We start from the raw sequence: 22,985 nt of genomic DNA, 5'->3' as shown, positions 1-22,985 counted from the left end.
TCCCTATACAGGAATTTACCTTTTTATTTTTCTTGAAGTTTGTCATAATAATATTATTGTCTCAGTTTTCTTACACAAGGAGAGTTGTATTTATGTCGTTTTCATGGAAACGTTTCTTACAAATCGGGAAAATAATCTTCCCATTTGTTGTCTTAACAATTGTTTTCTTTCAAGCTAAAAAAGAATTAGCAGGCATTTCTTTTTTAGAAGCAATTGAAACAATTAAAAACATTCCAACTGGTGGGGTATTTTTAGCGATTACACTCGGTGCATTTGCCGTTTCAACAATGTTCTTTTATGACTTTGTTATGCTTCGTTACTTAAAAGCAGACATACCTGTACAAAAGATTTTCCGTATCTCATGGATTGCAAACACTTTAAATGGATTTATCGGTTTTGGTGGTCTTGTTGGTGCCGGTGTACGTACAATGCTATATCGTCCGCATATAAAAGATAATGGAAAACTTATTAAAAGTATTGCTTGGATGACAACCGCTTTTATTAACGGATTAGCCATTCTGTCATTCCTCGGCCTTATTGGAATATTAGACACTAGTTTTATTCTGCACGAAAAACCGTGGTTATGGCCTGTTCTTATCTTCTTTGCTCTTTTCGTTCCTATATATATTGGGTTTTCTAAAATTAAAAATAGAAAAACAAAACAGCTAGACGGACAAGAGGAAGAAGAAGAAGAGAAAAATCCAACTGTTTTATATTCATTAGTTTCATTAGTCGAGTGGGTATCTGCCGGTATCGTTATGTACGTCATTTTAATATTGTTTGGAATTGATATCGAATTTCAAAAGTTTTTAGGTGTTTACGTAATCGCTGCTTTAGCTGGTGTCGTAAGTCTTGTTCCTGGTGGCCTTGGTTCATTTGACCTTGTTTTCTTAACTGGACTAGGACAATACGGCGTTGATACAGGCGTATTACTACCTGCTATGTTATTATACCGACTTGTCTATTACATCTTACCATTCTGCCTAGGTCTCATTTTTGCAGCCTTTGAAATGACAGGAGCGGCCATAAAAAAAATTGAAGATAAACCCTTTATTGCACCTGCGTTAGAAACAACTGGTGTAATTTGGACTTTACAACGTGATTTTTTAGGGAAATTAGGTTCATGGGCATCCGCCGCTTTAACAGTATTCGCTGGCTTAATGGTTATTCTATCAACAATTTTACCGACTAGTATAAATCGAGCTCACGCCTTACATATTTTAGCTCCAAAGCACCTTATTCAATTTTCTTTTAGCTTATCATTAACATTCGGTATTCTCCTCCTGATTCTTTCGCGAGGCATATATTATGGAACAAAGCGTTCTTACTATATGACGATTGTTTCTTTAATTGGAGCAGCAATCTTTAATACCCTAAAAGGAATTGACATTGAAGAAACCTTTATTTTATTAATCGTACTTGCTGTGTTGTATATGCTTCGTAAAAGATTTATACGCGAGAAAATGGAAGTCTCACTTTCTGATATCGTAAAAGTATTTATCTTCTTATTACTTACGCTATATTTATATAAAAACTTAGGTATTTTATTTGCGGGTGCAAAAGAAGCGTTCCAACCTGATTTTGTCGTTCGAAATATTACACAAGTTAAACGAAGTGCATTAGCAGCAGCCTTTTTCGTTCCTACTTTTTTACTTATCGGCTCACTAATTGCCAATCGTTATCGTAGTCAATTTCCCGGGCAACCAGCTAATGATAAAAGGTTAGAAAACTTCTTAGATGAACATGGCGGGAATGTACTTAGTCATTTAGGTTTTTTAGGAGATAAACAGTTCTTCTTCAGTAGTGACGGAAAAGCACTTCTTCTCTTTTCAATTACTGGAAAACGTCTTGTTGTACTAGGTGATCCAATCGGTGATCCATCCTCCTACCGCACTGTGTTGCAAGAATTTTTGACTGAAGCTGATCGATTTGGGTATATTTGCGTATTCTATCAAATTGAAAGCAAATGGATGAGCTTATACCACGATTTTGGCTACAACTTCTTTAAACTTGGTGAAGAGGCTGTCGTTGATTTAAATACGTTTACAATAACAGGAAAGAAACGTGCTGGTATGCGAGCCACTTTCAACCGTTTTGAACGAGAAGGTTATACATTCTCTATTCATGAGCCACCATTCTCAGACGAATTATACGAGGAATTAAAGAAAGTGTCTGATGCTTGGCTCGGTGGAAAAAAAGAGAAAGGATTTTCACTTGGGTACTTCGATCGTGAGTATATTAGTCGTGCCCCTATCGCTACATTATCTGATGCAGAAGGAAAAATCATTGCATTCACAACCTTTATGCCAGTATATCAAAGTGGCATATTATCTGTTGATTTAATGCGTTATTATCCAGATGCCCCTAGCGGAATTATGGATGCAATTTTTATCCACTTATTCCACTGGGCAAAAGAAAATGAATACCATTCCTTTAATATTGGTATGGCACCACTCTCAAATGTCGGTTTATCAACGCAATCGTTCTGGTCTGAACGAGTTGCTGCTGCAATATTTAATAACGTTCGTTACACATATAGCTTCAGCGGTTTACGACATTTCAAAGAAAAATATAAACCTGCATGGAGTGGAAAATATTTAGCATTTCGAAAGAATCATTCTTTACCAATTACAATGCTCTCTGTAACAAAATTAATAGGAAAACGAAAAAACAGCTAAGTACTTAGCTGTTTTTTCGTTTTTGCACTTGTATACTAAACTCCTTTTCATACTTCTTACCATTTATATAGAAATCCCCCCATATTTTATATGTTCCTTCTTCTGGAAATGTAATACGATATTGTAATTGCTCATCCGTATCAACAGGAATGGCATATAAAAAATGTCCCCTCGTTTCATCAACGATATATAGCGCGTTGACTTCGCCTCTCCCTGAATTTAATTTCAGCTTTTCTCCCTTTTTCGCTTGAAACTGAAATGTTAATGTCGTTGCCTCATTCGGATGTAATGCACCAAATAAAAGAGACACTTGATGCTCTCCTATATTTTTTGTAAGTACAGTATCGACAGGTAGTTTCTTTTTATTCTTGTCCTTGTTTGTCTCCTTTTTTTCTTCACCAAAATCTTTCTTAGCAAATGATTCCACGGACTTGTTTTCATTTTCATACAAAAATATCGTGTACCCTTCACCTTTTGCTACATCTGAAGATAGCTTATACGATCCATTTCCAGCAAATATAGGCTTCGTTTGTTGTATGTTTTTCAAATTCCCATCCACTATCACTGCTCGAATTTGATCGTTCACACCACGAACTTCATTATTCATTTTATTTAGCAATTGAAACGAAATATCGGCTTTTTCATTTCCCTTTTTATTTTTCACATCCCATTTCACTTCTTGAACATCTCCGGTCGTTTCTACAGTTTCTTGATATTTTTTTATGTAAAATCCTCCTGCCACAATAAGTACTAGTGCAATAAGCCCAATGACAAGATTTTTCAAAATATCACCTACCATTTTTATTGTCTTTATCCATGCAAAACATCTTAAATATATATTCTAGATTATGATTTATGAAATCCTCCTCTTTTGCACATATTACAAATAAAAAAGATTTTAATTGAAAGGAGTCGTAGTGTATAATGCAAATGATATTGATTTCTATCAATACATTATAAGGAGGATTTTTCATGAGTGTACATATTGAAGCAAAACAAGGCGAAATTGCTGAATCTATTCTATTACCTGGTGATCCATTACGTGCAAAATATATTGCTGAAACATTTTTAGAGGATGTTACTTGTTATAATAACGTGCGTGGCATGTTAGGTTTTACTGGAACTTACAAAGGAAAGCGTGTATCTGTTCAAGGTACAGGTATGGGTGTTCCTTCTATTTCTATTTATGTAAACGAATTAATTCAAAGCTACGGAGTGAAAAATTTAATTCGTGTTGGGACATGTGGTGCAATTCAAAAAGATGTTAAGGTACGTGACGTTATTATTGCGATGACGGCTTGTACAGATTCTAATATGAATCGCTTAACATTCCCGGGTTTTGATTTTGCTCCTGCTGCAAACTTTGATCTTTTAAAGAAAGCTTACGATGCTGGAACAGAAAAAGGATTACACGTTCGTGTTGGTAACGTATTAACAGCAGATGTATTTTATCGTGAGAGCATGGACATGGTTAAAAAACTTGGAGATTACGGTGTATTAGCAGTAGAGATGGAGACGACTGCTCTTTACACATTAGCAGCTAAATATGGTGTAAATGCATTATCTGTATTAACAGTAAGCGACCATATCTTCACTGGTGAAGAAACAACATCTGAAGAGCGTCAAACTACATTTAACGAAATGATTGAAATCGCTTTAGATGCAGCAATTCAGCAATAGTACACTAAAGAACTCGTCATACGTCTGGCGAGTTCTTTTTTATGCTAAAATACTTCTATAGTCACTGTACCGTCTCTTTATGTGACTTTCTATAAAAAACTACTTTAGAGAGAGACAGATTTATCCCCTCTACTTTTTTGTAACCTTTGTTATAATTAAGAAATCATTTATATTACAGTATTTTTCATACGAGGTGAAACAGTGAAGAACAGAAGCATCGTCTTTAAACTATTTTTATTAACATCAACTTTATTTACAATCATATTTCTCCTTTTTTTCCTTGGGCAATCTCTATTTTTAGAGAAGTTTTATATTAATAAAAAAGTAAAAACCGTTCAAACGGCTTTTGAAAAATTCGTAGATAATTATGAAAAAAGCGACAAAAGTTTTGAGGAAATCAGAAAGCTAAAACAAGAATTTCACGATAAAACGAATGCTGAAATGCAATTTTTAGATTCTAACGGCATTATTAAAAGTGAAAACAATTACTACATTGAGGTAATTAACCCTAATAACAATAAAACCTATTCCATCCCACTTAATAATCTTTTAACACCCGAAGAATATAATAAATTCGAAAATTTAGGCTTAAAAAAAGAGGGCATGATTCACGTAGAGGGATTTTTACAAGATAATATAATAACGCCACTAGAACTGACGACTAATTATAATCGATGGCGAAATGAAAATGTCAATTCGGATTTTCAAACAATTAGTGGTAACCCCTCTAAAAATAGACTCACAAATCGATATAAAACTACGTCTCAGATCAGTTTTACCGGTGTGATATCTAAATTACATATCCCTTCCAAATCTGAGGTTCGCCTTGCAAATGATTTTGAAACATTACAAGCTGTTGAATATTTTGCAAGCACTATTAGACAAGGTACTTCTAATTCAAATCAATTAAACACGTATATTTTAGATAGTGGGGAAAATATAAAAAACAGTGTCTTTGTAAAGCCTATTATGGAAAACGGAAAAACTAAGGAGTACGCTTTTGTGATAGCATCTTTACAACCTGTGAATGAAGCGATGCTCGTTTTAAAAGATTATTATGTCTATGCCTTAATTATCGTGTTTCTCGTTATTATTTTGTTATCCTTCTACTACTCAAAAATCATTGTTAAACCATTAATTAAGATAAATCGTGTTACAAAAAAAATGGCCAACTTTGATTTTAGCGAGAAGTTACCTGTTACAGCAGACGATGAAATTGGCGGGTTATCAAGTGGTATTAATACACTCTCTGTAAATTTAAAAGATCGAATCGACCGATTAAATGTTGCTAATACAAAATTACAACAAGATATTGAACGCGAACGTCAATTGGAAAAAACGAGAAAAGAATTCATTTCTGGTGTATCTCATGAATTAAAAACACCACTTAGTGTTATTCGTAGCTTCGCTGAAGGTATTCAAGATGGCGTAAGTAAAGATACGACATATTATACAAATGTTATTTTGGAAGAGACAGATAATATGAACAGGCTCATTGTTGAAATGTTAGAATTAGCAAAACTAGAATCAGGTACGTACAAACTAGAAATGTCGACATTCTCGATCGGTGAATTAATTCAACAAGTCTATACAAAATTATTATTTAGCATGGAGGAAAAACATTTACAAGTGGACATCCATGCTGACTCTTCTCTATTTGTTAAAGCAAATCGTAGCCGTATTGAGCAAGTCGTTGTAAACTTACTTAGCAATGCAATTCGATATACTCCAGATGGTGAAAAAATACACGTCTCTATTATAGAAACGGAAGATACAGTGAAAATCAAAATTGAAAACACAGGTAATCCTATTCCAGAAGAAAGCCTTGAAAAAATTTGGGATCGCTTCTACCGTTTAGACGCTTCTCGTAGCCGTCATACTGGAGGTACTGGCCTTGGGTTATCCATTGTGAAAAACATTTTAGATCTCCATCACGCTGAATACGGCGTGTATAATACCACTAATAGCGTTGTATTTTATTTTAATTTACAAAAAGTAAAAGAAGTCAAATAATTTGTCTTAATTTCACTAGGAGTTCACATGAAATTCACACTCTCCCTTTATAGTAAGAAACAAGTTAATCCTTTCCTTTACACATATAAAAGAGGAGAGTGCGTGAAATGAAACAAGCAGGACAACCTATTCAAAATGAAAAACAATTAGAAACTATCAAAAATATACTTTTACAATCTTCGAAACGTGATGGCTTATTATTCGTATTAGCTGTAAATTCTGGCTTAAAAGTAAGTGAAATCTTACAATTAAAAGTTAGTGATGTAATCGATGAAGACGAAAATGTTCGCCATTCCATTTTATTTTACAATGAAAAAGTAAAGAAACATAAATGGTTTGCTGTAAATGAAGACTTACAGCACGCAATCGAAGACTACATGAAAGAACGTAAAACTTGGAAACGTAATGAACCATTATTAAAGTCTCAAAAAGGAACAAAGTCTATTACGAGACAACATGCATGGTACATTTTAAACAAAGCTGCAAAAGAAGTTGGATTAGAAGGGATTAGCTCACATACACTTCGAAAAACTTGGGGCTATTGTGCATACAAATCAGGTGTTGATATTGCATTTTTACAACACTTCTTTGATCACAGTACTCCATCCAAAACTTTAAAGTATATCGGTATTGCTTAATAACTCTTATACATAAAAAGGTTACCATTTGTAAATTTGGTAACCTTTTTTATGTTTCATATTCTCTTTTCTTGTCTTGTCTCTCCTATACTGTAGTGGTACTCTAATAGTAAGGGGGAGAAATTATGAACACATTAACAATTGAATTACCGAAAGAAACGGCTGAAAAACTTGATTTATTAAAGAAATCTTATGAAAAGAAAACAGGTGCTACAATTTCTGAAAGCACTCTCGTTCAAACACTTATCTCAAAGGAATTTATCCAAGCGATAACTCCTTTTGATTTACAACAAATCATCAATGGAAAAGAACAGCAGTAATTGCTGTTCTTTTTTTATTACTATTTAAAATATAAAGTGAAACTTTAATCAGTGGGGGTTTTGTTCATCCCCCACTGATTATTAGCCTTCACCAATCGGGCGTTTACGGGCAGCAGGGCTCCCACCTAACTTCTTTGCTCCAGCCGAATTTTGAGGTAGGAGTTTTACTGCCGCAAATAGCGGGATAAAAAGTTTTTTACTTATTTTCCGAAAAACCATTGACAATGATAATGATAACCATTATCATTTATTATGAAGCCAACAATTGATGAATCAACCAAACGCTCAGTAACATTGTTACCCCTCTTTTTCATATAGAAAGGCACTGTACATTCCCCCTGTTTGTACAGTGCCTTTCTTGTTTATCATCATTCAAACAAATTTAATTGCTCAGGCTTCAGCTCACCATATGTAATGTTCATCATTTTCATAAGCTGTTTCGCATTATCCGCTGCATCTCCGCCCGAATTATTATTAAACAATACAAATATATCCTTCGTCTTCTTTTTCAATCGCTCTAATCGTTCTACCCATTCCGCCAATTCTTTACTATTATAACGATATAAACAGCGAACCGCTCTCCAATTTTCTCCTTTATCCAGCCAACCATGAACATTTCGGCCATGAAAACGTATTAACGCCATGTCCGAGTTTGTTGCCTCTAATATAAGCGGTACTGATCCTATTCCAGCCTGAGGCTCATCGCAAATTGTATGAATCCAGTTTTCTTTTTCTAAAAACTGTAACGTCTTATCTCTCATTTCTGGATAAAACCATGTTTGATTTCGAAATTCTATTGCACATGGTAAATCTTCCATTTTTTCTTTCGTGTATCGAAGTAAATCTACATTTTTCACTTTACAATCAAACCATGGTGGATATTGAAATAAAATCATTTTTAATTTATTTGCTTCTATTAAAGGAAGAATGGATTGTTTATACACATCAAACATCTCATCGAACGTAGAAAAAGGGATTTCCCCTTTCATATGTCCTGTCATTCCTTGATAGGCTTTTACTATAAAAGAAAAATCTTTCGGCGTTTCCATCGTCCATTTTGTATAATTCCGCGAAGGTTGTATCGCATAAAATGAACTATCTACTTCCACAATGGGAAAATGTTCACTATAAGTTCGCAATTTATTTCTATTTTCATAGGGATTTATATATAAAGAATCATGATCTCCCCACCCTGTCACTCCAATGAAAAGCAAATATATCCCTCCCTTTTTAACTTCACCTTCTATCCATTCTACTCACTTCCCGGACATTTCAGCTAATCAATTTCATTAAGTAGCCCCTTCTTTAAGAGTATCCGTATAAAAATATGATATACTAAATGGAAGAATTTTTAAATTGAGGGGTTATTTATTTATGCTTCCAAACGATGATATTGTATCTCATGAAAAACGAATAGAAGAACTAGAAAATAAAGTGCGGTTATATGAAGAGCTTGTGAATCAATTACCACATCATTTCACATACAAAAATCCACATATTGGTTTACAAATAAAGAAAACGAGAACGACTCATTCCATTCAAAACATACAAAAAGAGAATAAAAAGGCTGATTTTCAACTTACTTGCGATTCATTATTTTTATTTGAACAACTTGAAACATACTTTGTTCATATTTTTGATGCTTTTTCACATCATGTCACCTTTGTTGATAGTAAAGGAAATATAACTTTATGTAATCAAGCTGCAGCAGATGATTTTGGTGTAGTACGAAATGATATAATTGGAAAGCCAATTCAACAATTACTAAACTTGCCAGAAGAACAAATTAAAGCGATTGAAACATTAAGAACAGGAACAGAAATATATAATGAAGAAGTGTTAGACAAAAACTATGGTATTTTAAACAATCGAATTATTCGGGATTATAACGGAGAGATTTTTAGAGTTATTAGTGTCTTCCATTATTTAAACACAGAACGTGATGCAGAAAAATTTTCATTAGCAGGACGAATCGCAGCTGGGATTGCTCATGAAGTACGAAATCCCCTTACAACGGTACGTGGATACTTGCAATTTCTACAAGATAACGTTTCTCCATCCAATAAAGAATTGTTTAAAAGTCTACTCATTCCTGAACTAGATCGTGCAAATAGTATTATCACAAAATTTTTAGCCATTTCAAAAACACGTGAATTTACTAGAGAACCTTTTCCCATCAATACGTTTTTACGCGAATATATTCAACAACTACTTGCTAGTGAAGTTTTTTTACACAACATTTCTATTGACTATGAATTTTCTACGGAATTAGATGGTGTACTTGTCAATATCGATCGTCATGAACTTGTGCAAGTTTTTTTAAATTTATTTCAAAATGCTATCGATGCTCGAGGCGAAAGACCTCTTTCCATTCAAATCTCTAGTTATCGCCTAGATAACTTTGTTCGGATTACTTTCACAGATAACGGAACTGGGGTTCCTCCAGCTATTCAAGAATATATCTTTGATCCATTCTTCTCAACAAAAGATTCAGGAACAGGACTGGGCTTGTCAGTAACGAAGAAAATTATTCAAAATCATAACGGTACATTAAAAATGTCTAGTAATCAAACCGGTACAACTTTCACTATTTCTATTCCAATTTTGCCTAAAGCGAACTATGAAAGAATTAATCATTAAAAAGGTTGGGCTGTTCCACGAACTGCACGCAAATTGTTAGATTATATCTAACAATTTGCGTGCAGTTTTTTTATTCTAACCTATTCTTTTTTAACTCATATAAATCTTTCTCTATCTCTTAATTGTTCTTTGTTTTACAAGATAGGTAAACTTCTTATTTTTTTAGAAATAGTAGTTTGTCCCTCACGAATTCAGTTTAGTTTTCATTTTATTATATAGTAACGACTATTTATTCTATAAAAGAAAGGAATGAACAAATGCCCAACAAAAATAAAGGGAAAGTGTTTTATGGTAATGATTGTTGCGAAGTAAGAGCTTGCAGTTATATTAACATCTCTAAGGCAGAACTAAAAGAGTATGCTAGACTTCTTCAAGCTCTTGGTCAAAGTATTCAAGCTGTATTTCAAAACCCTTCTCAAGATAACATCGATAAACTAATTGCTCTCCTGAATAATCTTCAAAAATTCCTCAGTTGCTTAGATTTATCACCTGCACAAGAAAAAATTGGTAGTTCTATTATTGCTAACTTATTAACTATCCTGAAGTCCTCACCTTTCTCATGCGGAGCATTGTACGTTGAACTACAAAGTTTGCTTAATTATTTATTGTATATTGCTAAGTTATTCAAAATCGATTGCTGTACTATCGATAAACTAGTTAAGCTCATTACAGAAATTCAAGCTATCCTAGTTCAATATGGATCAGGTTGCCTTGGTGGAGGAACAATAGGACCTACTGGACCTACTGGACCTCAAGGACCGGCTGGCGCTAGGGGTGCTACTGGACCTCAAGGACCACAAGGACCTCAAGGTATTCAAGGTACTCAAGGTCCGGCTGGTGCTCAAGGTGCTACTGGACTTCAAGGACCACAAGGTATTCAAGGACCTGCTGGTGCCCAAGGTGCTCAAGGCGCTCAAGGTCCGGCTGGTGCTACTGGCGCTCAAGGTGCTCAAGGTACTCAAGGTCCGGCTGGTGCTACTGGCGCTCAAGGTGCTCAAGGCGCTCAAGGTCCGGCTGGTGCTACTGGTGCTCAAGGCGCCCAAGGTCCGGCTGGTGCTACTGGTGCTCAAGGTGCTCAAGGTACTCAAGGTCCGGCTGGTGCTACTGGCGCTACTGGACCGTCGGGCACACCACTCCCTGTAACTATAGCAGCAATAGGAAATTCTAATCCACAAACTATATCACCTGGAACGAATATCCAATTTAATCAAGTTTTCGAACTAAATAATCTCATTTTTAATGACACTTCAGATACTTTAACTATTTTAGAAACAGGAGTATACGATATTAGTTTCTCAGCATCTACAACCTTCCCGGGTTCTTCACCATTTGGATTCGGTATTTCATTCAACGGTCAACCACCTACTCGTAATTTTTCAACTAACGTTATCGGTAGTGCGGTTTCTTTCTCCACAATTGTTACTTTAACAGCTGGTACAACAATCTCTGTACAACCTACAGTAAATACTATCTCCATCCCTAACACTGGTGACACAACAGCTACACTATCAGTCTTCCGAATTTACTAATTTTAGTTTTCATTTTATTTTTGAACGACCAAGAATGTTTGATTTATAGTAATTTGTATTATTTTGATTGTATGTTAAATCTTTCTTTTAATAAAAAGGAGCACTTATTTTGGAGGATAAGTGCTCCTTCTTTACGTTTCTTTACTTCAAATTTACTCTAGCTTAATCCTCTTTTTGTATGATGAATAGTGAAGACAAAGACATGAAAGAGGGATGACAATGCGAATTATATCACTGACACGTTTTTGGTTTGTTCTTATGGTATGCATAATTTTATGTATAGGGTTTCTTTTAACTCTAAACTATTCAAATGTTTCAAAAGCAGAAAAAAAAACAATTCCATACGAACTTCTGTATACAAAACAAAACAACATCCCGTATTCCTCTTCCACACAAAATGAAAAAAAAGTTATAAAAGGAATGCTTATTACAGAAGCTTCTAGTTATGAAAACCTACTTCAAATCGCTGAAACGATTAAAGATCAATATAAAAATAAAGACGTTGATGAAATAACACTCTCTATCCATAATGAAAATACTGGGAATTTCGAAGAGGAATTGCCATATGAACCTATTAGTAAAGGAATAATAACCGTCACGTATGATTCTCAATCCTTCGGTAGGACCAATGTTACGCTAAATAAATAAACTGAAGCTTTAATCCGTGGCGCTTTTCCCATCCCCACGGATTATTAAGTTAAACCCATCAAATTTTTATAGGCAGCTCGATTCTCACCTAACTTCTTTTCTGTTGCCACATTTTGAACCGAGATAAAACCGCTCATTTCTCATAAAAAAGAGGCGAACTCGTTATTCGCCTCTTTTTTTACCAAAATGGAATCCACTCTTTCACTTTATCTATCCATTCATTTTGCTGTTCTTTTCTTTGTTGTTCCTCTTCTTTTCGTTTTTTCTCTTCTTCTTTCCTTCGTTTTTCTTCCTCAATCGTTTTTAATTGTTTTGTATAATCCGCCTCAGGTATTAGTGATAACTGAAATGCCTTTTGAGTTGGATTTCCATTCGCTTTCTTCATAATATCCCGGAACATTGTCGTTGTAATTTGGCTGCCTCCTGGCACATAATGCTCACTATCCGTTTTATCATACCCTACCCAAATCGCACCTACTAAATCCGGTGTGTATCCAACAAACCACGAATCCTTCGCACCAGTGCTTGGTCCATTTACAAGCTGGGTAGTCCCTGTCTTGCCTGCGGTATCGATATTATTAACTTTCGCTTTTTCACCTGTTCCCCTTTCAATAACACCTTTTAATAAGTATGTCATCTTTTGGGCAACTTTCTCGTTCGTCACACGAGTTTCTTTCTTATACCATTTTCCAATTGTTTCCCCTTCAGCATTTTGGATTTCTCTAATAGCATGAGCTTCTACTTGGACACCATCATTTGCAAGTGCGCTATACGCTTGAGCCATTACAAATGGTGAAGTCCCTACATGCATACCTCCTAAAGCAATCGGATACGTATGGTCTTCAGGCTCTAATGGAATACCAAACCGCTCTAAAGATTTCAATCCTTTATCTAATCCAATTTTCTCTAATAGCCAAACTGCTGAAACATTATATGACTTTGCCACCGCTTCATACATCGTCACATTACCATGGAACGTATGATCACTATTTTGTGGTGCATATTCTTTAATATTAAACGGTTCATCTTTTAAGACATCGTATACTTCATATCCTTGTTCTAACGCTGGTACATACACTGCAAGAGGCTTTAACGTTGAACCTGGCTGTCTTTTTAATTGTGTTGCATGATTAAACTGTAAAAATTGATAAGGACCTCTGCCTCCAACTAAAGCCGGAACACCGCCAGTTTTTGGATTCATAAGGACCACTCCAGTTTGCATAAGCTGATCTGAGCCACTATCTTTAAAATAACTATCATTATTCACAACATCTTCAACCGCTTGTTGTTTTTTCGAGTCAAGTTCCGTATAAATACGATAGCCACCTGCTAAAATTTCATTTTGTGTTAATTCATACTTGTCCATCGCTTCTCTAACAATATAATCTACGTATTGAGAATATTTTCCCTTATATTTATCGTCAACACCACGTCGTAATACAAGACCTGATTCTTTCTCCTGGTTAAATTGTTCTTCAGAAATATATCCTTGCTCCTTCATTAAACCTAATACGACATTACGTCTTTCAATTGATTTATTAAAGTTTTTATACGGCGAATACGCAGATGGCGCTTTAATTAATCCTGCAATCGTTGCAGCTTCTGAAATCGTTAAGTCTTTTACTTCTTTATCAAAATAAGATTTAGCTGCTCTTTTTATCCCCCAAGCACCTTCACCAAAATAAATTTGATTCATATACATTTCAACAATTTCATCTTTCGTATAAGTACGTTCTATTTTTTTCGTTAGAAAGTATTCCTTTATTTTACGAGAGAATGTACGGTCTTGCGTTAAAAATACATTTTTCGCAAGTTGTTGTGTAATTGTACTACCACCTGCCACAACTTCACCAGCTGTAATGTTCTTAAATACAGCACTTATAATTCCACTATAGTAAATACCATGATGACTAAAAAATTCCTTATCTTCTACTGCAACAATTGCTTGAACCATAATATCAGGAATATCTTTCCTTTTGACCCCTTCTGTTTTAGAAGAAGCTAATTTAGTCGCAACTTCATTATTTGCATCATAAATTAAAGTCGGTTGTGGAACAGCTTGTTTTAATTCAGATATATCTTGAATGGAAATTATTATATTTACAACAATAAATAGAGTAGCAAGTAAACTTCCCAATACAATTAATGAATTGCGTAGTTTCTTTCTCTTATTGAACCACTCAAGTATTTTTTTAAAGTGAGTGTTCTTCAATTTCATTGGTTCACTTCCTTCATTTGTTTACACTCTTCTTTTTAAAAGGAAGAATATACCTCCTTTTAAATTTATTATAATAACGTAGTCGTTCCTATAGTGTAAAGCTTTTCTTTCACATTCATACTTTTTGCAAGAAAAGGACATTCTACAAGTAAGATATTCATTGTTGAGTATTAATATTATTAATACAACAATGAGAGTTATGTTAAGTTTTTGTAAACTTTTCGATAAAATGTTTTAAAAAACGACAGTTTTTTGTTAGAATTGATTAGCCAATATATTTTACATATATTACTTTTGTGGGGGTAACAATAATGGTCTTTAAATCAAAAAAAGATAAATTTTCTGAAATGCTTATGAACGTTTCCGAAAATTTAAAAGAAGGCGCGCAGTTTTTCGTGGAGTATAAAATTAAAAATGCTAGCGATTTAAAAGAGTTTTCTATGCGCATGAAAGAGTATGAGTCAAAAGGTGACTCATTCATTCACGAAATCATTATGGAGCTAAACAAAGCGTTTATTACTCCTATTGAACGTGAAGACATCCTACAACTTGCAATGAGTATGGATGATGTATTAGACGGATTAGATCACAGTGCTGGTCTATTCGAAATGTATTCTATTACAGAAGCTGATGAATACATGATTAAATTCGTTGAAGCAATTAATCAATGTGCGATTGAGATTGCAAATTCTGTTGAACTACTTTCTAAAAAGAAATTAGTCGATATTCGTACAAATGCGATCAAGATTAAGGATTACGAGTCACAATGTGATGATATTCGCCGTCATGCGATTAAGCATTTATTCTCTCGTGAGAAAGATCCGATTAAGATTATTCAATTTAAAGAGATTTACGAAGAGCTTGAAGAAGTAGCTGATAGCTGTCAAAGCGTTGCAAACGTATTAGAAACAATCATTATGAAGAACGCGTAAGGAGTTTGATCATGGATACACTCTTGATACTGACCGTTTTAGTAGTCATTTGCGCTTTAGCTTTTGACTTTATCAATGGATTTCACGATACAGCAAACGCTATTGCAACGGCTGTTTCAACGAAAGCTCTAAAGCCTAGACATGCAATTGTTATGGCAGCTATTATGAACTTTTTAGGTGCGATGACATTTACAGGTGTAGCAAAAACGATTACAAAAGATATTGTTGACCCGTTTGCTTTGCAAAATGGTTCTCTTGTAATTTTAGCTGCTTTGCTTGCGGCAATAGTCTGGAATTTGATCACTTGGTACTATGGCATTCCAAGTAGTTCTTCGCATGCAATCATTGGCGCAATCGCTGGTGCAGCAATTGCTGCTGCTGGTGTTAGCGCATTAAACTATAAAGGGTTTATAAAAATTCTTGAAGCTTTAATCATTTCACCGATCATCGCTTTTGTTATTGGTTACATCGTATATAGTATTTTTAAAGTGGTATTTAAAAACTTTAACTTAACGAAAACGAACAAGAACTTCCGTATATTCCAGATTTTCACCGCTGCATTACAAGCTTATACGCACGGTACGAATGATGCACAAAAAGCAATGGGAATCATTACGATGGCTCTTATGGCCAATAACTATCATACTTCTGGCGATATCCCTTTCTGGGTACAATTATCTTGTGCAATCGCAATGGGTCTTGGTACTTCTGTCGGTGGTTGGAAAATTATTAAAACTGTCGGTGGACAAATTATGAAAATTCGTCCTGTAAATGGTGTAGCTGCCGATTTATCATCATCACTTGTTATTTTCGGCGCAACATTTATTCACTTACCGGTTAGTACGACGCACGTTATCTCTTCTTCTATTTTAGGAGTTGGTGCTTCACATCGCGTGAAAGGTGTAAAATGGGGAACTGCAAAACGCATGTTAATTACATGGGTTATTACACTTCCTATTTCAGCCTCTTTAGCTGCATTATTTTACTACTTATTACACTTAATCTTTTAATCAAAAGTCGTCTTCCTTATTTTTCTAGGAAGACGACTTTTTTGTGAACAAGCCTATTTCTTATTAAAAAGCGTGTATAATGATTGATGGATAAGTTATATAGAGGAGTTGGCAATTTTGGAATACATCATGTTACTTTTCATCGGATTAATCGCCGGGACAGTCGGGAGCCTAGTCGGACTTGGAGGCGGAATTATTATCGTTCCGTTATTAATTGGATTACACAGTTTATCACCACAACTCGCAGTAGGAACTTCTATGGTAACAGTCGTTTTTACAGGGCTGGCTTCTACCCTTACTTATATGAAACATAAACGGGTAGATTATAAAAGTGGACTTATTTTATTTATCGGGAGTGGCCCTGGTGGTATTATCGGATCATGGGCAAACAAATTTTTAAACCAAGATACATTTTCTTTATACTTTGGGATTTTTCTTATATTCGTCTCCATTCTTCTTATACTACGAGACAAATTGAAACCTCTTTCCCTATCAAATATGACTGTAATTAAGCGATCTTTTACAGATAACGAAGGAAATACTGTAGACTATCAATTTCCACCATTTCTCGCTATCTTTATTGCCTTTATAGTTGGATTTATATCCGGATTATTTGGAATCGGTGGTGGTGCCTTACTTGTGCCAGCGATGATGCTCCTTTTTGCGTTCCCAGCACACATTGCTGTAGCAACTTCAATGTTTATCGTATTTCTCTCAGCAATTGTAAGTTCTTTAACTCACATCTCTCTAGGAAATGTCAGCTGGGCTTATGCATTAATTCTTATTCCTGGTGCATGGATTGGCGGAAAAATCGGGGCTTATATTAACACAAAATTAAGCGGTAATGCAGTAATTAATTTATTACGTATCACATTAATTATTCTTGGAACTAGATTAATCATTACTTCATTTTTATAACGCGTTCTTTCTAGAATGCGTTTTTTCTTATACACATGAATATAAAAAGGCTCCTAGGAGAACAAATAAAACTAAACAAACACTTAATAGCATAAAATTTGAAATATGTAATTTCTTCAAGTTGATCACTCCTATAGCTATGACTGTTATCTTTATGATAGCGAAAAAACAGTTATCTTACAGTTACAAAGCGCTAACAATGCAAAATCATTTATTACAAATTTTATCCTTATATTTCATTTCTTTGTATAATCTATCGATTCAATAAAAAAAGATGTCATATTGACATCTTTTTAGTGAAGAAGTGACCATCCCATAAAGTCTTCATGTACCTGGCACGCCCTCTTATCGTTTCGATCATATAATTCAGCATAACTATCTGTTTCTTCATCATAAGCCATCGTATAAATAATTTGGCCGTCTATTTCAACGGATAAAACGACTCCACCTTTCATCTCTTCCACATGAATGATAGCATTCGCCGGAATTCTCATATCCGTCATCTTCATCGCATCTAACAATATACTAAACCCCCTACAGCGTATTCATTGCTAGTACTATTACACACTAAATAGTATACTACTGTAATAGCATACATTTCGTCAATGAAATTGCTGTTTAAAAAGCATATTGTCTTTATACATATACGCTAAAATATAAGAAATAGAAATGTTTTAATGGGGGGCTAACATTGATTCTACATAAGGGAGATGTATTATTCCGTCAAGGTGAGGACGGTCCATTATATTTTATAAAAACAGGTTTATTAAAAGTTATTCGGTTAGAAGAAGACGGAACACCTTTTTTATTTAATATTATCGTTCCTGGTGAAACGATACCTCACCATTCTTTAATTTCACCGAAGGAATATCACGGTACAGCTATCGCTTTAATGAAAACAGAAGTGGAGCCTATAATTAGCAATGAATGGTACGACAAACTTCAGGCAAATCCTGCATCATATGAAAATATCGCTATACAATTACAATCGAAGTTAAGAATGATGCAACAGCGTATCGATCAATTGACAACTGTCTCTCCTAAAGAGCGCCTTCATCGTTTACAAGAGTGGTTCACCTTTTATTTAGGTGACATCCCTATTTATGAAATATTAACACAAACTGAAATTGGTCAGCTCATAGGTGTACGCCGCGAAACAGTAAATCGCTTACTTAGAGAACAAGCAAAAAACGAGGTAAAATAATACCTCGTTTTTTGCTTGGCAACGTTAACCTATTGTAAGCTTGCTGCGGGACCGAAAAATTCATAATGAATGTTCTCTTGTTTAACACCCAAATCAATTAATGCAGCATTTATATGTTTCATAAATGGTACTGGACCGCAGAAATAAAATTCTGCATCAGTCGTTGGAATAATAGTTTGTAACCATTCACGTTCAATGAATCCTTCTTGATCAAAATTCTTCATTTCCACATCTTGCTCTGTCGGTGAAGAATAGCAAGTATATGCTTTAACTTGTTCATACTCTTTTTCTACTGTCTCAACATGCTCTTTCATCGCATGTGTATTACTATTTATCGCCGCATGAACAAAGCATACATTACGCTTTGATTCTTGTTCAATTAGCGTATTTAACATGCTCATCATCGGTGTAATACCTACCCCACCACTAATTAGTACAACAGGTAATGTTGAATCCATATTTAAAACGAAATCTCCCGCTGGTGCACTTACTGGTAAGACATCTCCTTCCCCTACATGATCATGTAAGTAATTAGATACTTTACCATCTGGTGTATCTACACCTTTTTCTTCCTTTACACTAATACGATAATATTCTTTTCCTGGAGCATCAGACAAGCTATATTGACGATTATGTGTATATGTCTCACCTTTAATATTTATTTGAATCGTTACATATTGTCCTGGGATGAATGAAGAAACTTTCCCGCCATCTTCAGGTTTTAAATAAAATGATGTAATAACGTCGCTTTCCTTCACTTTTTTAACAATCACAAAGTTGCGGAAATCTTTCCATCCACCTTCTTTATGTGCAGCTTCTTCATACATACCCGCTTCAATGCTAATGAATGCATCAGCAATGACGCCATACGCTTCTCCCCATGCATTTAAAACTTCATCAGGTGCGCCTGCGACCTCTTTAATCGCTCGTAGTAAGCATGTACCTACTATTGGATAATGCTCTGCTTTAATACCTAAACTTCTATGCTTATGACCGATTTGTTTTACAACTGGAATAATAGCTTCTAAATTATCAATGTACATTGCAGCTGCATAAACAGCATTTGCTAATGCTTGTTGTTGTCTTCCTTTTTTCTGGTTCGTATGGTTGAAAATATTCAATAACTCCGGATGTTCCGAAAATAAAATTTGATAAAATCTCGTTGTAATCTCAACGCCTTTTTCTTGTAATAACGGTACTGTTGACTTTACGATTTCAATTGTTTTTGCACTTAACATTGTATCCCACTCCTCTATTTCCTTAACTATTTTTAGTTTAACTGAATTGTATAATTCATATTGTGATTTTAATCACTATTAACATGGTGTTTTTGTGAAAAATATATGAACAATGCACATATTAAGTAAATTTTAATTAGCCATCATTAATAGTGCTCAAAAAAAAGCTAACTAGAATTCTAGCTAGCCTACTACTTCGTTTGTATTGCTTGTTCAATTACTCTTATATTCTGCCCATCTCCAAACTCGGTATACCCCCATACATTCGTCTCACCTTTATATTTATTTACAAGTATATCCAAGTCATGATATACGCGATGAGCATAGATTACATACTCCATATTCTGAAGCTCCACACCTTTTTTTACAATTTCATAACTTCTATTCACATCGCGTTTTATTTTTTCATTTTTCATTTCTTTATGTATATTTTTTAAAGAGGCTTCTTGCTCTTGAAACCATTGTTTAAAATGTCTCCAATCCCCATCTGTATATTTCTCTGCCTTGCCATAATTCAAGAAATTATTATAACTTTCATGTGTCGTACGAACAAAATCGAGTGTCTTCTTCTTCTCTTGCACCTCTTCTATTTGTGCTACTGTATTTACTCCAGCAGACTTATTCGCATAATATAATAGTACTTTCATAAGACTATAGCTCGCTATTGCCATCACAGTAATAGTTACCAATACACTTAACAATTTCTTCATATACAGAACCCCTTTTCTACTATGAATATTACAATGTACTGTTACACTTGTAACATTCTCTCGTAGAAATGTAATTCCTGTTTAAATCCTCCTTTTCATTTCGACACTATTTTTCTACAAACTTCTCCTTGGTAAATGCTCTTGTAAAACAACATAACCTTCATAAGCTGTATAACCGAGTATAGCCATTAATCCGATATAACAAGCAAATACTGTCCATTTCGTTTTCGTATCGACTTTATAATAATTTTCTTGTTGTTCCTTTTCTGTTTCCCATTCATTTAATTTTCTTTCTGACATTTCAAATGCTTCTCTTATATGAATTGTATGCATTTCTTTTTCATCTTCATATGGGACATAATCAAGTGGCTCAAATTTTGGTAAAAGGTACTCTAGCACTTCAATCTTTTGAAGTTCTCCTGTTTTTAATTCTTTTTCACGTTCTCTTTGTCTTAATACATTCATTTCATGGTGAATCATATAAATCGTTCGATGCACCGCACCAGTTTCTTTTAATTCCTCTTCAAGCCTAGCAGCATATTCTTTCATTCCATCGATTTTATATCCTAATTCCTTAATCGGCTCATCTCTCTTTATTACTCTATATAGTTCCATACAGCCGATAATAAAAATAAATCCTCCTAAAATACTTTTGAAGTAAATAGAATAGCCGAGTAGTAAAACTAGCCCTGCTCCCCAAATTTTCGTGCTTACAACTGAAATTATTCGTCCACCATCTAATGGAGAAACTGGAATTAAGTTAAAGAAATTAATCATACTTCCAAGTAAAATAATAAGCGCCCAAAACGGCTCTTTCGTGATTATATACAGTGGGATCGCGGGTAAAAATGAAAGCAACCCGAAAAGAGGTCCCATATATGCAATGTAAGCTTCATCTTTTGCATTTTTCGGCATCTCTTTCATCCCAATAAGAGCTCCCATAAATGGTATGAAGATTGCTGGCGATGTTGGTATCCCTTTCTTTCTCGCTGCCCATAAATGCCCCATCTCATGTACAAACAATAAATATACGAGTGCTACCCCAAACTTCCAACCATATATGACTGCGTATGCACCAAGCGATAAAAACATACTAAATACTGTTGAAAATTTTGCTAACTTAAAAATTGCAAATACCCATTTTAACTTAGATAGTAAAAATAACCCTATTGCAACGATAACTCCCCATAATCCTTTTTTATTATTTTTCATATTCCTCTCCTTTATCTCGCTTTATTGAGCCATATACACTCATCAAAACTTATTCTTTTTCTCTATTATGACATATTTTTTTCTATTGTTAGAAATAATGTTTATTCCATCCATTTTTAGCCAAAAATAAAAATAAAAGGAGGTAAATACAAATGAAATTACAATCTCTTATGATAGGCGCTCTATCGTTTTTAGCTTCAACTCTTATTTTTTATACCGTCAGCTACGTATTATTATTAGATTGGTTGCCAAATCACTTATTTATAGCCCTTATTATTCTTTCTGCTCTTATGATTTCCTTTCTAATTACACGAAAATCAATGAATGAGCCATCTGCAAAAGCAAAATAATAGAGGGGATCTTTCCCCTCTATTATCATTTCCTAGGAAAGGCCATATAGACTTTATGATTCTTACTGCCCGCTATTTACGGGCAGTAAGAATCCCACCTCAAAATTCGGCTGGAGCAAAGAATTTAGGTAGGAGTCGTGCTAGTAATCAGCGGGGGATGCCCCCACTGATTACAATTTCACTTTATCTTTGTAAATTCATTTTTTCACCATACTCTTTAACAATTTGAATAATGTTTTGAAATGCTCCTACTTTTTCTTTCTTACTATTTAATATTTGTAAATCGTGATTATCATAATAGGTTTCTAGTGATTTTAATTGTGATTCTGAAGCATCTTTTATCGGAACAGTAACATTCAACTCATACTGTTTATACCCTTCCTTTACTTTTTCAGCTAAAATTATTTCACTCTCTTTTGCGCCAATTAATTTTTGGACCTTTTCCGGGAAAATTAATTGCAAATAATATTCTTGTTCCTTTGCTAACTTATTATATAGTGATTGTGAAATCGTATAACGTACTATATAATTCATTTTTTGATCACCTGCTTTAATATGAAACGCAGTAATCTGCATGTCTTTTTTTGTTACTTCCGTTAAAGTACCTACCTGCATCTCATCTTCTTTTTGTTCTGGAATCTTTGGAAAGATAGCCAAAAGCTTTTCCGTATCTTTTTCGTTAAGCATATACATATCTTTCTTATATTGAATCCATCCTCGGCGATCTTCTCCTCTTAACCATGCATAATATGTTTCTTTTTTTCCATCACTACTAATTTGTATTTCATATTCCGGTTCACCAAAACTACCCGTTACTTCTTGTTTTTCCGCTTTGTTTATAATATCCACCACCAACTCCGCATCCATTTTCTTTAATTTTTTTTCTTCTGTACCTTTTTGTATAACAGTTATTTGTAATGGTTCTTTCACTTCATTCACTGTCTCCTCTACTTGTTTCGATTCTTTCTTTTGCTCTGCTTGACCACACGACGCGAGTAAAATAACACATAAAACCATTAAATATTTTCCTTTCAAATCGATTCTCCT

At 34.4% G+C, this 22,985-nt stretch carries 21 protein-coding genes; 13 read left to right on the top strand and 8 right to left on the bottom strand.

Going from position 1 to position 22,985, the window contains the following annotated elements; genetic code table 11:
* Positions 1 to 92: 92 nt before the first annotated feature.
* A complete protein-coding gene (gene mprF / locus MR066_RS06590; protein WP_044438005.1) occupies positions 93 to 2,678 on the top strand; it encodes a bifunctional lysylphosphatidylglycerol flippase/synthetase MprF in 2,586 nt (861 codons plus the stop codon).
* Between the two features lie 4 nt (positions 2,679 to 2,682).
* Here the strand turns inward: mprF and MR066_RS06585 are convergent, their stop codons facing one another.
* The gene (locus tag MR066_RS06585; protein ID WP_044438004.1) at positions 2,683 to 3,477 is read right to left on the bottom strand and encodes a hypothetical protein; all 795 of its coding nucleotides are present in this window, start codon (positions 3,475 to 3,477) and stop codon (positions 2,683 to 2,685) included.
* 173 nt (positions 3,478 to 3,650) lie between these two features.
* Between MR066_RS06585 and deoD the strand changes: the two genes are divergently transcribed.
* From deoD to MR066_RS06565, 4 genes are all read left to right on the top strand, one after another.
* The gene (gene deoD / locus MR066_RS06580; protein ID WP_000110707.1) at positions 3,651 to 4,358 is read left to right on the top strand and encodes a purine-nucleoside phosphorylase; all 708 of its coding nucleotides are present in this window, start codon (positions 3,651 to 3,653) and stop codon (positions 4,356 to 4,358) included.
* A gap of 201 nt (positions 4,359 to 4,559) precedes the next feature.
* Positions 4,560 to 6,371: a sensor histidine kinase gene (locus MR066_RS06575; RefSeq protein WP_002141011.1), complete on the top strand. Its 1,812-nt coding sequence runs from the start codon at positions 4,560 to 4,562 to the stop codon at positions 6,369 to 6,371.
* Between the two features lie 107 nt (positions 6,372 to 6,478).
* Positions 6,479 to 7,009: a tyrosine-type recombinase/integrase gene (locus MR066_RS06570; RefSeq protein WP_000806230.1), complete on the top strand. Its 531-nt coding sequence runs from the start codon at positions 6,479 to 6,481 to the stop codon at positions 7,007 to 7,009.
* A gap of 125 nt (positions 7,010 to 7,134) precedes the next feature.
* Positions 7,135 to 7,329, top strand: coding sequence for a DUF3924 family protein (locus tag MR066_RS06565; RefSeq protein WP_002011737.1), 195 nt, complete (start codon positions 7,135 to 7,137; stop codon positions 7,327 to 7,329).
* A 368-nt stretch (positions 7,330 to 7,697) separates the two neighbouring features.
* Here MR066_RS06565 and MR066_RS06560 read toward each other — a convergent pair whose 3' ends face one another.
* The gene (locus MR066_RS06560) at positions 7,698 to 8,543 is read right to left on the bottom strand and encodes a DUF72 domain-containing protein (protein WP_113770088.1); all 846 of its coding nucleotides are present in this window, start codon (positions 8,541 to 8,543) and stop codon (positions 7,698 to 7,700) included.
* A gap of 160 nt (positions 8,544 to 8,703) precedes the next feature.
* Here MR066_RS06560 and MR066_RS06555 point away from each other — a divergent pair, with 160 nt between their 5' ends.
* From MR066_RS06555 to MR066_RS06545, 3 genes are all read left to right on the top strand, one after another.
* Entirely contained in the window at positions 8,704 to 9,969 is a 1,266-nt protein-coding gene (locus MR066_RS06555) for an ATP-binding protein (protein WP_242246296.1), read from the top strand.
* A gap of 257 nt (positions 9,970 to 10,226) precedes the next feature.
* The gene (locus MR066_RS06550; RefSeq protein ID WP_242246294.1) at positions 10,227 to 11,498 is read left to right on the top strand and encodes a Gly-Xaa-Xaa repeat protein; all 1,272 of its coding nucleotides are present in this window, start codon (positions 10,227 to 10,229) and stop codon (positions 11,496 to 11,498) included.
* A gap of 219 nt (positions 11,499 to 11,717) precedes the next feature.
* Positions 11,718 to 12,146, top strand: coding sequence for a hypothetical protein (locus tag MR066_RS06545; protein ID WP_242246292.1), 429 nt, complete (start codon positions 11,718 to 11,720; stop codon positions 12,144 to 12,146).
* 178 nt (positions 12,147 to 12,324) lie between these two features.
* Here MR066_RS06545 and MR066_RS06540 read toward each other — a convergent pair whose 3' ends face one another.
* Complete coding sequence (locus MR066_RS06540) at positions 12,325 to 14,364, bottom strand: transglycosylase domain-containing protein (protein WP_242246290.1); 2,040 nt, start codon at positions 14,362 to 14,364, stop codon at positions 12,325 to 12,327.
* A gap of 311 nt (positions 14,365 to 14,675) precedes the next feature.
* Here MR066_RS06540 and MR066_RS06535 point away from each other — a divergent pair, with 311 nt between their 5' ends.
* The 3 genes from MR066_RS06535 (at position 14,676) to MR066_RS06525 (ending at position 17,224) form a co-directional block, all read left to right on the top strand.
* Positions 14,676 to 15,296, top strand: a complete 621-nt coding sequence (locus MR066_RS06535; RefSeq protein ID WP_000231445.1) for a DUF47 domain-containing protein — start codon at positions 14,676 to 14,678, stop codon at positions 15,294 to 15,296.
* 11 nt (positions 15,297 to 15,307) lie between these two features.
* On the top strand, positions 15,308 to 16,306 hold the full coding sequence (locus MR066_RS06530; RefSeq protein ID WP_242246288.1) for an inorganic phosphate transporter: 999 nt from the start codon (positions 15,308 to 15,310) through the stop codon (positions 16,304 to 16,306).
* A 117-nt stretch (positions 16,307 to 16,423) separates the two neighbouring features.
* Positions 16,424 to 17,224 (top strand): sulfite exporter TauE/SafE family protein, encoded by an 801-nt coding sequence (locus tag MR066_RS06525; RefSeq protein ID WP_002086690.1) that lies wholly within the window; start codon positions 16,424 to 16,426, stop codon positions 17,222 to 17,224.
* Between the two features lie 293 nt (positions 17,225 to 17,517).
* Here the strand turns inward: MR066_RS06525 and MR066_RS06520 are convergent, their stop codons facing one another.
* Positions 17,518 to 17,745 (bottom strand): hypothetical protein, encoded by a 228-nt coding sequence (locus MR066_RS06520; RefSeq protein WP_000883004.1) that lies wholly within the window; start codon positions 17,743 to 17,745, stop codon positions 17,518 to 17,520.
* A 170-nt stretch (positions 17,746 to 17,915) separates the two neighbouring features.
* Between MR066_RS06520 and MR066_RS06515 the strand changes: the two genes are divergently transcribed.
* Positions 17,916 to 18,428, top strand: coding sequence for a Crp/Fnr family transcriptional regulator (locus tag MR066_RS06515; RefSeq protein WP_002086692.1), 513 nt, complete (start codon positions 17,916 to 17,918; stop codon positions 18,426 to 18,428).
* Between the two features lie 29 nt (positions 18,429 to 18,457).
* On the opposite strand, the gene hmpA is transcribed toward MR066_RS06515, so the two are convergent.
* The 3 genes from hmpA to MR066_RS06500 all read right to left on the bottom strand — a co-directional run bounded on the left by hmpA (position 18,458) and on the right by MR066_RS06500 (position 21,588).
* Positions 18,458 to 19,666: an NO-inducible flavohemoprotein gene (gene hmpA / locus MR066_RS06510; RefSeq protein ID WP_242246278.1), complete on the bottom strand. Its 1,209-nt coding sequence runs from the start codon at positions 19,664 to 19,666 to the stop codon at positions 18,458 to 18,460.
* Between the two features lie 191 nt (positions 19,667 to 19,857).
* On the bottom strand, positions 19,858 to 20,376 hold the full coding sequence (locus MR066_RS06505) for a hypothetical protein (protein WP_242246276.1): 519 nt from the start codon (positions 20,374 to 20,376) through the stop codon (positions 19,858 to 19,860).
* 114 nt (positions 20,377 to 20,490) lie between these two features.
* The gene (locus tag MR066_RS06500) at positions 20,491 to 21,588 is read right to left on the bottom strand and encodes a site-2 protease family protein (RefSeq protein WP_002126346.1); all 1,098 of its coding nucleotides are present in this window, start codon (positions 21,586 to 21,588) and stop codon (positions 20,491 to 20,493) included.
* A 152-nt stretch (positions 21,589 to 21,740) separates the two neighbouring features.
* On the opposite strand from MR066_RS06500, the gene MR066_RS06495 reads away from it, so the two are divergent.
* The gene (locus MR066_RS06495) at positions 21,741 to 21,938 is read left to right on the top strand and encodes a hypothetical protein (RefSeq protein ID WP_000776287.1); all 198 of its coding nucleotides are present in this window, start codon (positions 21,741 to 21,743) and stop codon (positions 21,936 to 21,938) included.
* Positions 21,939 to 22,121: 183 nt separating this feature from the next.
* On the opposite strand, the gene MR066_RS06490 is transcribed toward MR066_RS06495, so the two are convergent.
* Positions 22,122 to 22,973 (bottom strand): YhfM domain-containing protein, encoded by an 852-nt coding sequence (locus MR066_RS06490; protein WP_242246260.1) that lies wholly within the window; start codon positions 22,971 to 22,973, stop codon positions 22,122 to 22,124.
* Positions 22,974 to 22,985: the final 12 nt, after the last annotated feature.

Origin of the sequence: Bacillus cereus group sp. BfR-BA-01523 (assembly GCF_022662615.1) — a bacterium.
GTDB lineage: Bacteria > Bacillota > Bacilli > Bacillales > Bacillaceae_G > Bacillus_A > Bacillus_A mycoides.
Note: the sequence above shows the minus strand (reverse complement) of the source record. Positions and strands in the feature narration are given on the sequence as shown.